We start from the raw sequence: 12,794 nt of genomic DNA on the forward strand, positions 1-12,794 counted from the left end.
CATGGCAAGAGATTTAAAATTTACAAGAAATATTGGTATTGCAGCACATATTGATGCTGGAAAAACTACTACTACTGAACGTATTCTTTTTTATACGGGTGTTAGTCATAAAATAGGTGAGGTACATGATGGTGCTGCGACTATGGACTGGATGGAGCAGGAGCAAGAAAGAGGTATTACAATTACTTCTGCTGCTACTACATGTACATGGAAGTTTCCTTTGGAAAATGCAAAAGAATTGCCCGATACAAAGGATTATCACTTTAATATTATTGATACTCCTGGACACGTTGATTTTACCGTTGAGGTGAATCGTTCTTTGCGTGTTTTGGATGGTTTGGTCTTTTTGTTTAGTGCTGTTGATGGTGTAGAGCCTCAATCTGAAACTAACTGGAGATTGGCTGATAATTATAAGGTTCCAAGAATTGGTTTCGTGAACAAAATGGACCGTCAAGGTTCTAATTTCCTTATGGTTTGTAAGCAAGTTAAGGAAATGTTGGGTTCAAATGCAGTTCCAATTGTTTTGCCTATTGGTGAAGAGGCTGATTTTAAAGGCATCGTTGATTTGGCAAAGAACAGAGCAATTGTATGGCACGATGAAGGTTTCGGTTCAACATTTGATGTTATCGACATTCCAGAAGATATGAAAGCAGAGGTTAAGGAGTATAGAGCTGCCTTGATCGAAGCTGTTGCGGAATATGATGAGGAGTTGATGGAGAAATTCTTCGAAGACGAGGATTCTATTACTGAAGAAGAAGTTCATGCTGCTTTAAGAGCTGCGGTTATGGATCGCGCGATTATTCCTATGATATGTGGTTCTTCATTTAAGAACAAGGGTGTTCAGTTTTTATTGGATGCTGTTTGTAGATATTTGCCTTCTCCAGTGGATAAGGATGATATTGAAGGTACAAACCCAGATACAGGTGCTGTTGAAAAGCGTAAGCCTAATGTAAAAGAGCCTTTTTCGGCTTTGGCATTTAAGATTGCTACCGATCCTTTTGTGGGTAGATTGGCGTTCTTTAGAACATATTCTGGTCGTTTAGATGCTGGTTCTTATATATTGAATAACCGTTCAGGTAAAAAAGAGCGTATTTCACGTATTTATCAAATGCACTCCAATAAACAAAATGCTATCGATTATATCGAAGCTGGTGATATTGGTGCTGCTGTAGGTTTTAAGGATATTAAAACAGGTGATACTATGTCTGACGAAAAACATCCTATCGTTTTAGAGAGTATGGATTTCCCAGAGCCGGTAATTGGTATTGCTGTAGAGCCTAAAACTAAGGCGGATGTAGATAAGTTAGGTATGGCCTTAGGAAAATTGGCCGAAGAGGATCCAACTTTTACGGTTAGAACCGATGAAGCATCAGGGCAGACTATTATATCTGGTATGGGTGAGCTTCACTTAGATATTATCGTTGATCGTCTTAAAAGAGAATTTAAAGTTGAGGTTAGCCAAGGTGAGCCGCAAGTTGAATATAAAGAAGCATTAACAAAAACTGCATCACATAGAGAAACTTATAAAAAGCAGTCTGGTGGTCGTGGTAAATTTGGTGACATTGTTTTCGAAATGGGTCCTGCTGATGCGGATTTCGAAGGAGATGGGTTACAGTTTGTTGATGAGATTAAAGGTGGTCGTATTCCAAAAGAATTTATACCATCTGTAGAAAAAGGATTTACCGTTGCTATGCAAAACGGACCTTTGGCTGGATATGAAATGGATTCCATGAAAGTTGTTCTTAAGGATGGATCTTTCCACCCTGTGGATTCAGATGCTCTTTCTTTCGAATTAGCTGCTAAAATGGGGTATAAAGCTGCTGGTAAAGCTGCTGGTGCCGTAATTATGGAGCCTATTATGAAATTAGAGGTTATTACTCCTGAAGAAAACATGGGTGATATCGTTGGAGATTTAAATAGACGTAGAGGTACTATTGGTGATATGAGTGATAGAGCTGGGGCAAAAGTGGTTAAAGGTACTGTACCTTTATCTGAGATGTTCGGTTATGTTACTTCGTTGAGAACATTGTCTTCGGGTCGTGCAACTTCAACAATGGAATTTTCACATTATGCAGAAACTCCTTCTAATATTTCAGAAGAAGTGATCAAAGCAGCAAAAGGTATAACAGCATAAATTTAGGACATGAGTCAGAAAATTAGAATAAAACTAAAATCTTACGATCACAATTTGGTGGATAAGTCTGCTGAAAAGATTGTAAAAACGGTAAAAACTACCGGTGCTGTTGTAACAGGACCAATTCCTTTACCAACGCATAAAAAGATATTTACGGTTTTACGTTCACCACACGTGAATAAAAAATCAAGAGAGCAATTTCAATTAAGTTCTTATAAGAGATTATTGGATATTTATAGCTCTTCATCTAAGACTATTGATGCACTAATGAAGTTAGAGCTTCCAAGTGGTGTTGAGGTAGAGATCAAGGTGTAATTAATGTCCATCTCTATTAAAAGAGTTGGGCTACATGTCCTAAGCTGCGTGCGAGGGAAAAACGGAAAAAATAATTTAGGGTTAAATTATTTTGACCCTATTTTTTTGAAAAGAATTTAATAAGTAATAATTAATATAAATAAGTATGTCTGGGTTAATAGGAAAGAAAGTAGGCATGACTAGTATTTTTGACGAGAACGGAAAGAACATTCCTTGTACCGTTATTGAGGCTGGACCATGTGTAGTTACCCAAGTCAGAACCGAAGAGGTAGACGGGTATAGTGCCCTTCAACTTGGTTTCGATGACAAGGCAGAAAGTCGTGCTAATAAGGCTGAATTAGGCCATTTTAAAAAAGCAGGTGCTTCTCCTAAGAAAAAAGTCGTTGAGTTTCAAGATTTTGAAGGTGATTTTAAATTAGGCGACACTGTAGGTGTTGATGTTTTCGAAGAAGGTCAGTTCGTAGATGTAATTGGTACATCTAAAGGAAAAGGTTTTCAAGGTGTTGTGAAGCGTCACGGTTTTGGTGGTGTTGGTCAAGCAACGCACGGTCAGCATAACAGACTTAGAGCTCCTGGTTCTATTGGTGCTGCGTCATATCCTGCAAGAGTATTCAAGGGTATGAAAATGGCCGGTAGAATGGGTACGGACCGTGTTACGGTTCAAAACCTTAGAGTTTTAAAAGTAGTTCCAGAAAAGAATCTTTTAGTAGTTAAAGGTTGTGTTCCGGGCCATAAGAATGCTTATGTAACTATACAAAGGTAGATGTAATGAAAGTAGCAGTTTTAGATATTAAAGGAAAAGACACAGGTAGAAAGGCAAACCTTTCTGATGATGTTTTCGCTATAGAGCCTAACGAGCATGCAGTTTACCTTGATGTTAAGCAGTATTTGGCTCATCAAAGACAAGGTACGCATAAAGCTAAGGAAAGGGCTGAAATAGCTGGTAGTACTAGAAAGATAAAGAAGCAAAAAGGTACAGGTACTGCAAGAGCAGGTAGTATTAAATCACCGGTTTTTAGAGGTGGTGGTAGAATATTCGGACCTAGACCTAAAGATTATAGCCAAAAGTTGAATAAAAACTTGAAGCGTTTGGCAAGAAAATCTGCATTGACATTAAAGTCTAAAGAAAATGCAATTTTAGTAGTTGAAGACTTTGATTTTGATACTCCAAAAACAAAAGATTTTGTTGGTGTTTTAAAGACATTAGGTCTTGAGAATAAAAAGTCTTTAATAGTGTTGGGTGATTCAAATAAAGGTGTATATTTGTCTTCGCGTAATTTTAAAGGGTCGGAAGTTATAACTAACTCAGAATTAAGTACTTACAAAATTCTTCATGCTAATAGTGTGGTGTTGTTAGAGAGCTCTTTAGAGGGAATTGAATCGAATTTAAATAAACAATAATATCATGAGTGTGTTGATAAAACCAATTATAACGGAAAAAATGACTGCTGATAGCGAGTTGAATAACCGTTATGGATTCGTAGTTGACCCTAAGGCTAACAAGTTGCAGATCAAAGATGCGGTTGAAGCTACTTATGGTGTTTCTGTGAAGAAGGTTCGTACAATGAATTACGGGCCTACAAGAAAATCCAGATATACAAAAACTGGTGTACAGCATGGTAAGACAAATGCAATTAAGAAGGCAATTGTTGATGTTGTAGAAGGTGATATTATCGATTTTTACAGTAATCTATAAAGACAAGAAATGTCAGTTAGAAAATTAAAACCAATCACTCCAGGGCAGCGTTTTAGAGTAGTAAATGGATTTGACGCCATTACTGCTGATAAGCCGGAAAAAAGCTTGCTTGCTCCGTTAAAAAAGTCCGGAGGTAGAAACAGTCAAGGAAAAATGACCATGCGCCAAAAAGGTGGAGGTCATAAAAGAAGGTATCGTGTAATAGATTTTAAAAGAGATAAGCAAGGTGTGCTTGCTACTGTTAAAACTATTGAGTACGATCCAAATAGAACTGCATTTATTGCTCTTTTGGAATATGCGGATGGTGAAAAGCGTTATGTTATCGCTCAAAATGGATTACAGGTAGGTCAGCAGGTTTCTGCTGGTACTGATGTGGCTCCTGAGATCGGAAATGCTCTTCCTTTAAGTGAGATTCCATTAGGTACTATAATTTCATGTATTGAGCTTAGACCTGGGCAAGGTGCTGTTATGGCGCGTAGTGCTGGAACATTTGCTCAGTTAATGGCAAAGGATGGTAAGTTTGTTACTGTAAAAATGCCATCAGGTGAAACAAGATTAATTCTTTCTGGTTGTCTTGCGACAATTGGAGCTATTTCTAACTCTGACCATCAGTTATTGGTATCAGGTAAGGCTGGTAGAAGTAGATGGTTGGGTAGAAGACCTAGAACTAGACCGGTAGCTATGAACCCTGTGGATCATCCAATGGGTGGTGGTGAAGGTAGAGCTTCAGGTGGTCATCCAAGATCGAGAAACGGTATACCTGCAAAAGGTTTTAGAACTCGTACGAAGACCAAGAGCACCAATAAGTATATAATAGAACGTAGAAAGAAATAAAAAAGTAGAAAGAAATGGCACGTTCACTAAAAAAAGGACCATACGTTCACTATAGTTTGGAGAAAAAAATCCAACAAAGTGTATCATCCGGTAAAAAATCGGTAATCAAAACATGGTCAAGAGCTTCTATGATTACTCCTGATTTTGTTGGGATGACGATAGCGGTTCATAACGGAAAACAATTTGTACCTGTTTTTGTAACAGAAAATATGGTAGGACATAAACTTGGGGAATTTTCACCTACTAGATCTTTTAGAGGTCACGCAGGTGCAAAAAACAAAGGAAAAAAGTAAGCTATGGGAGTTCGTAAAAAACAGATGGCCGAAAGAATTAAGGCTGAGAAGAAAAAAGTGGCTTTCGCTAAGTTGAACAACTGTCCTACTTCACCTAGAAAAATGCGCTTAGTTGCTGATTTAATTCGTGGTGTAAAAGTAGAGCAAGCATTAGCTATATTGAGGTTCAATCCGAAAGAGGCTTCTAGAAAATTAGAGAAGTTGTTACTTTCAGCTTTGGCTAATTGGCAAGCAAAAAACGAAGATGCAAATTTAGAGGATGCAGATTTGATTGTTGCTGAGATTAGAGTTGATAGCGGTGCTATGCTTAAGAGATTGCGTCCTGCTCCACAAGGTAGAGCGCACAGAATTAGAAAACGTTCAAACCATGTTACATTGGTTTTAGGGTCAAAAAATATAACAGAAAACTAGAATGGGACAGAAAACAAATCCAATAGGAAATCGTCTAGGAATCATCAGAGGTTGGGAGTCTAACTGGTATGGTGGAAACGATTACGGAGATAAATTGGCTGAGGATGATAAAATACGTAAGTATATTCATGCAAGACTTTCTAAGGCTAGTGTTTCAAGAGTTATAATAGAGCGTACCTTAAAACTTATTACTGTAACAGTAACAACTGCAAGACCTGGTATCATTATTGGTAAAGGTGGTCAAGAAGTTGATAAGTTGAAGGAAGAGTTGAAAAAGATCACTAATAAGGAGGTTCAAATCAACATTTTTGAAATAAAGAGACCAGAACTTGACGCTAATTTGGTTGCGGCAAGTGTAGCTCGTCAAATTGAAAGTAGAATTTCTTTTAGAAGAGCAATAAAAATGGCAATCGCTGCAGCAATGCGTATGAATGCCGAAGGAATTAAGATTCAAATCTCTGGTAGATTGAATGGTGCTGAAATGGCACGTTCAGAATCGTATAAAGATGGTAGAATTCCATTATCGACCTTTAGAGCTGATATTGATTATGCTTTACAGGAAGCTCAAACTACATATGGTAAACTAGGTATTAAAGTTTGGATTATGAAAGGTGAGGTTTACGGTAAAAGAGAATTATCTCCATTAGTAGGAATGCAAAAGGATTCTTCTAAAGGTGGTAAGCAAGAAGGTGGAAGAAAACAACGTCGTAGAAAGTAATTTTTTAAAGAACTAAAGTAATGTTACAACCGAAAAGAACAAAGTTCCGTAAGATGCAGAAAGGCCGTATGAAAGGTCTTGCTGGAAGAGGACACCAACTTTCAAATGGTATGTTCGGTATAAAGAATGTTGATGATGCTGCATTTTTAACTTCACGTCAAATAGAAGCTGCGCGTATTGCTGCTACTAGATTTATGAAAAGGGAAGGTCAATTGTGGATTAAAATATTTCCGGACAAGCCGATTACCAAAAAACCATTAGAAGTACGTATGGGTAAAGGTAAGGGTGCGCCAGAATATTTCGTAGCCGTGGTAAAGCCAGGTAGAATTATGTTCGAAGTGGCCGGAGTTCCTATGGAAGTAGCAAAAGAAGCTTTAAGATTGGCGGCTCAAAAACTTCCTGTTAAAACTAAATTTATTGTAGCTCGTGATTACGAGGCTGGAAATTAAACGTAAGGAATAATGAAAAAACAAGAGATTAAAGAAATGTCTGTGGAAGGACTTACGGAGAAATTAGCCGAGTACAAGAAGCAACATTCAGATTTGAAAATTGCGCATTTTGTAACTCCGTTAGAAAATCCACTTCAGATTAGAAAAGTAAGGAGAACGGTAGCAAGATTAGCGACTGAATTAACTAATAGGGAGAACCAATAATTGGTGGGCTTTATGGAGAAAAGAAACTTAAGAAAAGAAAGAGTAGGAGTTGTTACTAGTAATAAAATGGAGAAATCTATTGTAATTGCTGAAGTAAAAAGAGTAAAACATCCTATGTACGGTAAATTCGTTTTGAAGACAAAGAAGTATGTTGCACATGACGAAAAGAACGATTGTAACATTGGTGATACTGTAAAGATCATGGAGACTCGTCCTATGAGTAAAACCAAATGTTGGAGATTAGTAGAAATCTTAGAAAGAGCTAAATAAGTTATGTTACAGCAAGAATCTAGACTAAAAGTAGCGGATAACACCGGAGCAAAGGAAGTTTTAACTATCCGTGTTCTTGGTGGTACCAAAAGAAGATATGCTTCAATAGGTGATAAAATAGTTGTTACCGTTAAAGAAGCTACTCCGAACGGAGGTATCAAAAAAGGTGCGGTATCAACTGCTGTTGTAGTTCGTACAAAGAAAGAGGTTAGAAGACCTGATGGGTCTTATATCAGATTTGATGATAACGCTTGTGTGTTATTGAATCCTGCCGGAGAAATGAGAGGAACTCGTGTTTTTGGACCTGTAGCAAGAGAGCTTAGGGATAAGCAGTTCATGAAGATTGTATCATTGGCCCCAGAGGTATTATAATATAACGGACAAGATGAAAAAGTTGAAAATCAAAACAGGAGATACGGTAAGAATTACTGCTGGTGACCATAAAGGTACAGAAGGTAAAGTAATGCGTGTGGATCTTGAGAAAAATAAAGCCATCGTAGAAGGTGCCAATATGGTATCTAAACATGAGAAGCCTAGTGCTAAAAACCCTCAAGGTGGTATTGTAAAAAAAGAAGCTTTAATCCATATTTCTAACCTAGCTTTAATCGACAGTAAATCTGGAGATGTAACTAGAGTGGGTTACGAAGTTAGAGATGGTAAAAAAGTTAGGGTTTCCAAAAAATCCAATGAAGTAATTTAGTTATGGCATACGTTGCAAGATTAAAGAAAGAGTATAAGGAGCGAATTATAGCTGCCCTTACCGAAGAGTTTGGTTACAGTAATGTAATGCAGGTTCCTAAGTTAGAAAAGATAGTAATGAGTAGAGGAGTTGGAGCTGCTGTTGCTGACAAGAAACTTATTGACCATGCAATAGATGAAATGACTATGATTACCGGTCAGAAAGCTGTTGCTACAATGTCTAAAAAAGATGTTGCTGCCTTTAAATTAAGAAAAGGTATGCCAATTGGTGCAAAAGTTACCTTAAGAGGTGAGCGTATGTACGAATTTTTAGATCGTTTGGTTACTTCTGCTTTACCACGTGTAAGAGATTTTCAAGGTATTAAAGCTACTGGTTTTGATGGTCGTGGAAATTATAACTTAGGTATTACGGAACAGATTATATTTCCAGAAGTTAATATTGATAAAATCAATAGAATTAACGGTATGGATATTACATTTGTAACTTCTGCCAATACGGATAAAGAAGCGAAATCATTATTAACAGAATTAGGATTACCTTTTAAAAAGAATTAGTATGGCTAAGGAATCAATGAAAGCCCGTGAGAGAAAAAGGGAAAGAACTGTAGCAAAATATGCTGAGAAACGTAAAGCTTTGAAAGAAGCTGGCGATTATGAAGCGTTACAGAAATTACCTAAAAATGCTTCTCCGGTACGTTTGCACAATAGATGTAAATTAACTGGTAGACCAAAAGGTTACATGAGAACTTTTGGTATTTCTAGGGTAATGTTTAGAGAGATGGCTAACGCTGGATTAATTCCAGGAGTTAAGAAAGCTAGCTGGTAAGAAAAGAATTATTAATGGATTCAGGTTTGGCTTAATTGCTGAAAACCGTCTCCGAATTATATATACATGGTAACAGATACTATTGCAGATTACCTAACGAGAGTTAGAAACGCTAGTAGAGCGGGACATAGGGTTGTTGAAATCCCTGCGTCAAATCTAAAGAAAGAGATAACTAAAATATTATTCGATCAAGGGTATATTTTAAGTTATAAGTTTGAAGAAGACAAGGTTCAAGGTTCTATAAAGATAGCTTTGAAATATGATAAGCTTACAAAAGAGCCTGTTATCAAGAAAATACAGCGTATAAGTAAGCCTGGTCTTAGAAAATATGCTGGCAGTGAAGAATTGCCACGTGTATTAAATGGTTTAGGTATTGCAATTGTTTCTACATCACATGGTGTAATGACTAGCAAGCAGGCCAAGGCAGAGAAAGTTGGTGGTGAAGTTTTGTGCTACGTTTATTAATTGATTAAAGATTTAGAAAATGTCTAGAATAGGTAATAATCCAGTCGCAATTCCAGAAGGAGTTACAATTGAAATCAATGACAATATTATTTCTGTTAAAGGAAAATTAGGTGAATTGACTCAAGAATTCTCTGGCGTAGCGATTAAAGTAGAAGATGGTCAGGCTTGGGTAACAAGACCTTCAGATTCTAAAGAGCATAAAGCTAAACACGGTTTGTATAGATCACTTATCACTAACATGGTAGAAGGTGTTTCTAAAGGATGGACCAAAGAATTGGAATTAGTTGGGGTTGGATATAGAGCAAGCAATCAAGGTCAAAAACTTGATTTGGCTTTAGGTTTCTCTCACAACATTGTTTTTGACTTGGCACCAGAGGTGAAGGTTGAAACTATATCAGAAAAGGGTAAGAATCCTATCGTAAAGCTGACTTCACATGACAAGCAGTTAGTTGGTCATATTGCAGCGAAAATAAGATCTTTCCGTAAGCCAGAGCCATACAAAGGGAAAGGTATCAAGTTTGTAGGTGAAATATTAAGAAGAAAAGCTGGTAAGTCAGCTTAATAATAGGATATTATGGGATTATCAAAAACACAAAGAAAATTAAGAATCCGTCGTAGAATTCGAAAGGTTTCTTCTGGAACTGCAGCAAGACCTAGGTTATCTGTATTTAGAAGTAATAGCGAAATTTACGCTCAAGTTATAGACGACGTTAAAGGAGTCACTTTAGTATCTGCTTCTTCAAGAGATAAGGATATTGCAAAAGTAAAAGGAAATAAAACCGAGATTGCTGCTTTGGTTGGTAAAACAATCGCTGAGAAATCTGTAAAAGCTGGTTTAGATAAAGTAGCTTTTGATAGAGGGGGTAATTTGTATCATGGTAGAGTTAAATCTCTAGCTGAAGGTGCAAGAGAAGCAGGTCTAAAATTCTAATATACTAGTATGTTCCAAAAATATAAAAACGTAGAAACTGTTAAGCCAGGTGGTTTAGATTTAAAAGATAAATTAGTTGGTATTCAACGTGTAACTAAGGTAACAAAAGGTGGTAGAGCATTCGGTTTTTCTGCAATTGTTGTTGTAGGTGATGAAAATGGTGTTGTAGGTCACGGTTTAGGTAAATCTAAAGAAGTTGCTACGGCAATTGCAAAAGCAATTGAAGATGGTAAAAAGAATTTAGTACGTATTCCTTTGAACAAGGGAACTTTACCTCATGAGCAAAAAGGTAAATTTGGTGGGGCTAGAGTGTATATTCAGCCTGCATCTCATGGTACCGGTGTTATTGCTGGGGGTGCTGTAAGATCAGTACTTGAATCTGTAGGTGTACATGATGTATTGTCAAAATCCCAAGGTTCTTCGAACCCACATAATGTTGTTAAAGCTACTTTCGATGCTTTATTGCAACTTAGGGATGCGAAAACCATTGCATCACAAAGAGGTGTTTCTTTAGAAAAAGTATTTAAAGGCTAAGAGGAAAATTATGGCAAAGATTAAAGTTACACAGGTAAAAAGCGGAATTAAGAAACCTCAAAATCAAAAAAGAACTTTGGAGGCTCTTGGTTTGAAGAGAATAGGACAGGTAGTTGAGCATGATGATACTCCTAACATTCTTGGAATGATAAATAAAGTTAAACATTTAGTTTCCACTGAGGAGGCTTAAATTAAGAATAAAATGGGTTTACATAGTCTACAGCCTGCAGAAGGTTCAGTAAATAGAGACGGAAAACGCCTTGGAAGAGGTCAGGGTTCTGGTAAAGGTGGAACTGCTGCAAGAGGGCATAAAGGAGCAAAATCAAGATCTGGTTATTCTAAGAAAATTGGTTTTGAAGGTGGTCAAATGCCTTTGCAACGTCGTGTACCTAAATTTGGTTTTACGAACATTAACCGTAAAAATTACCAAGGTATCAACTTAGAAAAGTTACAAGAGCTTGTTGATAATAAGATCATAACTGATGAAGTGTCTTTAGACATCTTAATTGAAAATGGTTTAGTAGGTAAGAATGATTTAGTGAAAATTTTAGGAAATGGCGAATTAAAAGCTTCTCTTAAAGTTTCAGTACATAAATTTACAGCATCTGCCAAAGCAGCTATTGAGGCAACAGGTGGTGAAGCAATAAGTTTGTAAGCATAAACGAGAGCATGAAGAATTTTATTGATACAATATCCAATATTTGGAAGATAGAAGAGCTAAGAAATAGAATTCTTATTACACTAGGTCTTTTGTTGGTTTATCGTTTTGGTTGTCAAATCGTACTTCCGGGTATAGATTCAACACAACTAGGTGGGTTAACTGATGGCACTGATCAAGGTATATTTGGTCTTTTAAATGCATTTACAGGAGGGGCTTTTGCCAACGCTTCTGTTTTTGCATTAGGTATAATGCCTTATATCTCTGCTTCCATTGTAGTTCAGTTGATGGGTATTGCAATTCCTTATCTTCAAAAATTACAGAAAGAAGGTGAAAGTGGTCGTAAGACAATCAATCAAATAACTAGATGGTTGACCATCGGTATTTGTATTGTTCAAGCGCCTGCTTACTTATATGGTTTAGAAGCCTTTGGTGTAAGGGATAGTGCATTTTTATTAGGAAAAGGACTTGATTTTATGGTTCCTGCTGTTATAATTTTAGTAACAGGTACTGTATTTGCAATGTGGTTAGGTGAGAAAATAACCGACAAGGGTATTGGTAATGGTATATCATTATTGATTATGATCGGTATTATCGCAACAATGCCTCAATCTTTTGTTCAAGAATTTATATCTAGAACAACTAATAATAATGGTGGACTAATGTTCATATTGATAGAAGTTATAATTTGGTTCTTGGTTATTTTGGCTTGTATACTTTTAGTGATGGCTACAAGACAAATTCCTGTTCAATATGCTAGACGTACCGCTTCTGGTGGCTACGAAAAGAATATAATGGGTTCTAGACAGTACATACCATTGAAGTTAAATGCTTCTGGCGTAATGCCAATTATATTCGCACAAGCTATAATGTTCGTGCCTGGTATGATTGGTGGAGCTTTTGATGATACTTCATTTGGACAGTGGATGCAAGTTCAGTTTAGCGACATTTTCGGATGGGCTTACAATTTACTTTTTGCAATATTGATTATAATCTTCACATATTTTTATACTGCGATTACGGTTCCTACCAATAAAATGGCAGATGACTTAAAAAGAAGTGGTGGTTTTATCCCAGGAATACGTCCTGGTAAAGAAACTGGAGATTATTTAGATAAGATTATGTCTTTAATAACGTTACCTGGATCTATTTTCTTAGCTTTGCTGGCTATTTTACCAGCGGTGGTGGTAAAGTTGATGGATGTTCAGGCTGGATGGGCGTTATTTTATGGTGGTACTTCCCTTTTAATTATGGTGGGTGTTGCTATAGATACAGTGCAACAGGTAAATTCGTATTTGTTGAACAGACATTATGATGGTTTAATGAAAACCGGTAAAAATAGAAAAGTAGCATAATT

At 36.7% G+C, this 12,794-nt stretch carries 23 protein-coding genes; all 23 read left to right on the forward strand.

The genetic code is table 11. From position 1 onward, the window contains the following. Position 1 precedes the first annotated feature (1 nt). The 23 genes from fusA (at position 2) to secY (ending at position 12,792) form a co-directional block, all read left to right on the forward strand. The gene (gene fusA / locus DCS95_RS08785; protein WP_116770428.1) at positions 2 to 2,134 is read left to right on the forward strand and encodes an elongation factor G; all 2,133 of its coding nucleotides are present in this window, start codon (positions 2 to 4) and stop codon (positions 2,132 to 2,134) included. A gap of 9 nt (positions 2,135 to 2,143) precedes the next feature. Beyond that, positions 2,144 to 2,449, forward strand: a complete 306-nt coding sequence (rpsJ, locus tag DCS95_RS08790; RefSeq protein ID WP_007094989.1) for a 30S ribosomal protein S10 — start codon at positions 2,144 to 2,146, stop codon at positions 2,447 to 2,449. A 145-nt stretch (positions 2,450 to 2,594) separates the two neighbouring features. Beyond that, a complete protein-coding gene (gene rplC, locus DCS95_RS08795) occupies positions 2,595 to 3,212 on the forward strand; it encodes a 50S ribosomal protein L3 (protein ID WP_116770429.1) in 618 nt (205 codons plus the stop codon). Between the two features lie 5 nt (positions 3,213 to 3,217). Beyond that, the gene (gene rplD / locus DCS95_RS08800; protein ID WP_058103829.1) at positions 3,218 to 3,850 is read left to right on the forward strand and encodes a 50S ribosomal protein L4; all 633 of its coding nucleotides are present in this window, start codon (positions 3,218 to 3,220) and stop codon (positions 3,848 to 3,850) included. A 4-nt stretch (positions 3,851 to 3,854) separates the two neighbouring features. Continuing rightward, positions 3,855 to 4,145, forward strand: coding sequence for a 50S ribosomal protein L23 (rplW, locus tag DCS95_RS08805; protein ID WP_073242596.1), 291 nt, complete (start codon positions 3,855 to 3,857; stop codon positions 4,143 to 4,145). Between the two features lie 9 nt (positions 4,146 to 4,154). Then, complete coding sequence (rplB, locus tag DCS95_RS08810) at positions 4,155 to 4,979, forward strand: 50S ribosomal protein L2 (protein ID WP_116770430.1); 825 nt, start codon at positions 4,155 to 4,157, stop codon at positions 4,977 to 4,979. Between the two features lie 14 nt (positions 4,980 to 4,993). Continuing rightward, positions 4,994 to 5,272 carry a 30S ribosomal protein S19 gene (rpsS, locus tag DCS95_RS08815; RefSeq protein WP_036152139.1) on the forward strand — a complete coding sequence of 93 codons (279 nt, stop codon included), beginning with the start codon at positions 4,994 to 4,996 and terminating at the stop codon, positions 5,270 to 5,272. A 3-nt stretch (positions 5,273 to 5,275) separates the two neighbouring features. Then, positions 5,276 to 5,683: a 50S ribosomal protein L22 gene (rplV, locus tag DCS95_RS08820; RefSeq protein WP_116770431.1), complete on the forward strand. Its 408-nt coding sequence runs from the start codon at positions 5,276 to 5,278 to the stop codon at positions 5,681 to 5,683. Between the two features lies 1 nt (position 5,684). Then, the gene (gene rpsC, locus DCS95_RS08825; protein WP_058103826.1) at positions 5,685 to 6,401 is read left to right on the forward strand and encodes a 30S ribosomal protein S3; all 717 of its coding nucleotides are present in this window, start codon (positions 5,685 to 5,687) and stop codon (positions 6,399 to 6,401) included. A gap of 20 nt (positions 6,402 to 6,421) precedes the next feature. Beyond that, the gene (gene rplP / locus DCS95_RS08830) at positions 6,422 to 6,850 is read left to right on the forward strand and encodes a 50S ribosomal protein L16 (RefSeq protein ID WP_036152144.1); all 429 of its coding nucleotides are present in this window, start codon (positions 6,422 to 6,424) and stop codon (positions 6,848 to 6,850) included. Between the two features lie 12 nt (positions 6,851 to 6,862). Next, positions 6,863 to 7,054: a 50S ribosomal protein L29 gene (gene rpmC, locus DCS95_RS08835; protein WP_116770432.1), complete on the forward strand. Its 192-nt coding sequence runs from the start codon at positions 6,863 to 6,865 to the stop codon at positions 7,052 to 7,054. 12 nt (positions 7,055 to 7,066) lie between these two features. After that, entirely contained in the window at positions 7,067 to 7,324 is a 258-nt protein-coding gene (gene rpsQ / locus DCS95_RS08840; protein ID WP_027064820.1) for a 30S ribosomal protein S17, read from the forward strand. Positions 7,325 to 7,327: 3 nt separating this feature from the next. Then, the gene (gene rplN, locus DCS95_RS08845; protein ID WP_027064819.1) at positions 7,328 to 7,696 is read left to right on the forward strand and encodes a 50S ribosomal protein L14; all 369 of its coding nucleotides are present in this window, start codon (positions 7,328 to 7,330) and stop codon (positions 7,694 to 7,696) included. 13 nt (positions 7,697 to 7,709) lie between these two features. After that, entirely contained in the window at positions 7,710 to 8,024 is a 315-nt protein-coding gene (gene rplX / locus DCS95_RS08850; RefSeq protein ID WP_116770433.1) for a 50S ribosomal protein L24, read from the forward strand. 2 nt (positions 8,025 to 8,026) lie between these two features. Further along, positions 8,027 to 8,578 carry a 50S ribosomal protein L5 gene (gene rplE / locus DCS95_RS08855; protein WP_058103822.1) on the forward strand — a complete coding sequence of 184 codons (552 nt, stop codon included), beginning with the start codon at positions 8,027 to 8,029 and terminating at the stop codon, positions 8,576 to 8,578. A gap of 1 nt (position 8,579) precedes the next feature. Further along, positions 8,580 to 8,849, forward strand: a complete 270-nt coding sequence (gene rpsN / locus DCS95_RS08860) for a 30S ribosomal protein S14 (RefSeq protein WP_116770434.1) — start codon at positions 8,580 to 8,582, stop codon at positions 8,847 to 8,849. Positions 8,850 to 8,915: 66 nt separating this feature from the next. Then, complete coding sequence (gene rpsH / locus DCS95_RS08865) at positions 8,916 to 9,314, forward strand: 30S ribosomal protein S8 (RefSeq protein WP_058103820.1); 399 nt, start codon at positions 8,916 to 8,918, stop codon at positions 9,312 to 9,314. Between the two features lie 19 nt (positions 9,315 to 9,333). Then, a complete protein-coding gene (gene rplF, locus DCS95_RS08870) occupies positions 9,334 to 9,876 on the forward strand; it encodes a 50S ribosomal protein L6 (RefSeq protein WP_058103819.1) in 543 nt (180 codons plus the stop codon). Positions 9,877 to 9,888: 12 nt separating this feature from the next. After that, positions 9,889 to 10,245 carry a 50S ribosomal protein L18 gene (gene rplR / locus DCS95_RS08875; protein ID WP_058103818.1) on the forward strand — a complete coding sequence of 119 codons (357 nt, stop codon included), beginning with the start codon at positions 9,889 to 9,891 and terminating at the stop codon, positions 10,243 to 10,245. 9 nt (positions 10,246 to 10,254) lie between these two features. Then, on the forward strand, positions 10,255 to 10,779 hold the full coding sequence (rpsE, locus tag DCS95_RS08880) for a 30S ribosomal protein S5 (RefSeq protein ID WP_116770435.1): 525 nt from the start codon (positions 10,255 to 10,257) through the stop codon (positions 10,777 to 10,779). Positions 10,780 to 10,789: 10 nt separating this feature from the next. Beyond that, positions 10,790 to 10,969, forward strand: a complete 180-nt coding sequence (gene rpmD / locus DCS95_RS08885; protein WP_027064811.1) for a 50S ribosomal protein L30 — start codon at positions 10,790 to 10,792, stop codon at positions 10,967 to 10,969. Between the two features lie 12 nt (positions 10,970 to 10,981). Then, positions 10,982 to 11,434 (forward strand): 50S ribosomal protein L15, encoded by a 453-nt coding sequence (rplO, locus tag DCS95_RS08890; protein ID WP_116770436.1) that lies wholly within the window; start codon positions 10,982 to 10,984, stop codon positions 11,432 to 11,434. A 14-nt stretch (positions 11,435 to 11,448) separates the two neighbouring features. Continuing rightward, a complete protein-coding gene (secY, locus tag DCS95_RS08895; RefSeq protein ID WP_058103815.1) occupies positions 11,449 to 12,792 on the forward strand; it encodes a preprotein translocase subunit SecY in 1,344 nt (447 codons plus the stop codon). Positions 12,793 to 12,794: the final 2 nt, after the last annotated feature.

Source organism: Maribacter litoralis, assembly GCF_003075045.1.
Taxonomy (GTDB): Bacteria; Bacteroidota; Bacteroidia; order Flavobacteriales; family Flavobacteriaceae; genus Maribacter; species Maribacter litoralis.

Bases quoted from the DNA above. Each gene is read 5' to 3' on its own strand.
- rpsC (WP_058103826.1), top strand. From the start codon at position 5,685: ATGGGACAGAAAACAAATCCAATAGGAAATCGTCTAGGAATCATCAGA.
- rplP (WP_036152144.1), top strand. From the start codon at position 6,422: ATGTTACAACCGAAAAGAACAAAGTTCCGTAAGATGCAGAAAGGCCGT.
- rplW (WP_073242596.1), top strand. From the start codon at position 3,855: ATGAGTGTGTTGATAAAACCAATTATAACGGAAAAAATGACTGCTGAT.
- rpsS (WP_036152139.1), top strand. From the start codon at position 4,994: ATGGCACGTTCACTAAAAAAAGGACCATACGTTCACTATAGTTTGGAG.
- rpsE (WP_116770435.1), top strand. From the start codon at position 10,255: ATGTTCCAAAAATATAAAAACGTAGAAACTGTTAAGCCAGGTGGTTTA.
- rplN (WP_027064819.1), top strand. From the start codon at position 7,328: ATGTTACAGCAAGAATCTAGACTAAAAGTAGCGGATAACACCGGAGCA.
- rpmC (WP_116770432.1), top strand. From the start codon at position 6,863: ATGAAAAAACAAGAGATTAAAGAAATGTCTGTGGAAGGACTTACGGAG.
- fusA (WP_116770428.1), top strand. From the start codon at position 2: ATGGCAAGAGATTTAAAATTTACAAGAAATATTGGTATTGCAGCACAT.
- rplV (WP_116770431.1), top strand. From the start codon at position 5,276: ATGGGAGTTCGTAAAAAACAGATGGCCGAAAGAATTAAGGCTGAGAAG.
- rplF (WP_058103819.1), top strand. From the start codon at position 9,334: ATGTCTAGAATAGGTAATAATCCAGTCGCAATTCCAGAAGGAGTTACA.
- rplC (WP_116770429.1), top strand. From the start codon at position 2,595: ATGTCTGGGTTAATAGGAAAGAAAGTAGGCATGACTAGTATTTTTGAC.
- rplX (WP_116770433.1), top strand. From the start codon at position 7,710: ATGAAAAAGTTGAAAATCAAAACAGGAGATACGGTAAGAATTACTGCT.
- rplD (WP_058103829.1), top strand. From the start codon at position 3,218: ATGAAAGTAGCAGTTTTAGATATTAAAGGAAAAGACACAGGTAGAAAG.
- rpsN (WP_116770434.1), top strand. From the start codon at position 8,580: ATGGCTAAGGAATCAATGAAAGCCCGTGAGAGAAAAAGGGAAAGAACT.
- rpsQ (WP_027064820.1), top strand. From the start codon at position 7,067: ATGGAGAAAAGAAACTTAAGAAAAGAAAGAGTAGGAGTTGTTACTAGT.
- rpmD (WP_027064811.1), top strand. From the start codon at position 10,790: ATGGCAAAGATTAAAGTTACACAGGTAAAAAGCGGAATTAAGAAACCT.
- rplR (WP_058103818.1), top strand. From the start codon at position 9,889: ATGGGATTATCAAAAACACAAAGAAAATTAAGAATCCGTCGTAGAATT.
- rplO (WP_116770436.1), top strand. From the start codon at position 10,982: ATGGGTTTACATAGTCTACAGCCTGCAGAAGGTTCAGTAAATAGAGAC.
- rplE (WP_058103822.1), top strand. From the start codon at position 8,027: ATGGCATACGTTGCAAGATTAAAGAAAGAGTATAAGGAGCGAATTATA.
- rpsH (WP_058103820.1), top strand. From the start codon at position 8,916: ATGGTAACAGATACTATTGCAGATTACCTAACGAGAGTTAGAAACGCT.
- secY (WP_058103815.1), top strand. From the start codon at position 11,449: ATGAAGAATTTTATTGATACAATATCCAATATTTGGAAGATAGAAGAG.
- rpsJ (WP_007094989.1), top strand. From the start codon at position 2,144: ATGAGTCAGAAAATTAGAATAAAACTAAAATCTTACGATCACAATTTG.
- rplB (WP_116770430.1), top strand. From the start codon at position 4,155: ATGTCAGTTAGAAAATTAAAACCAATCACTCCAGGGCAGCGTTTTAGA.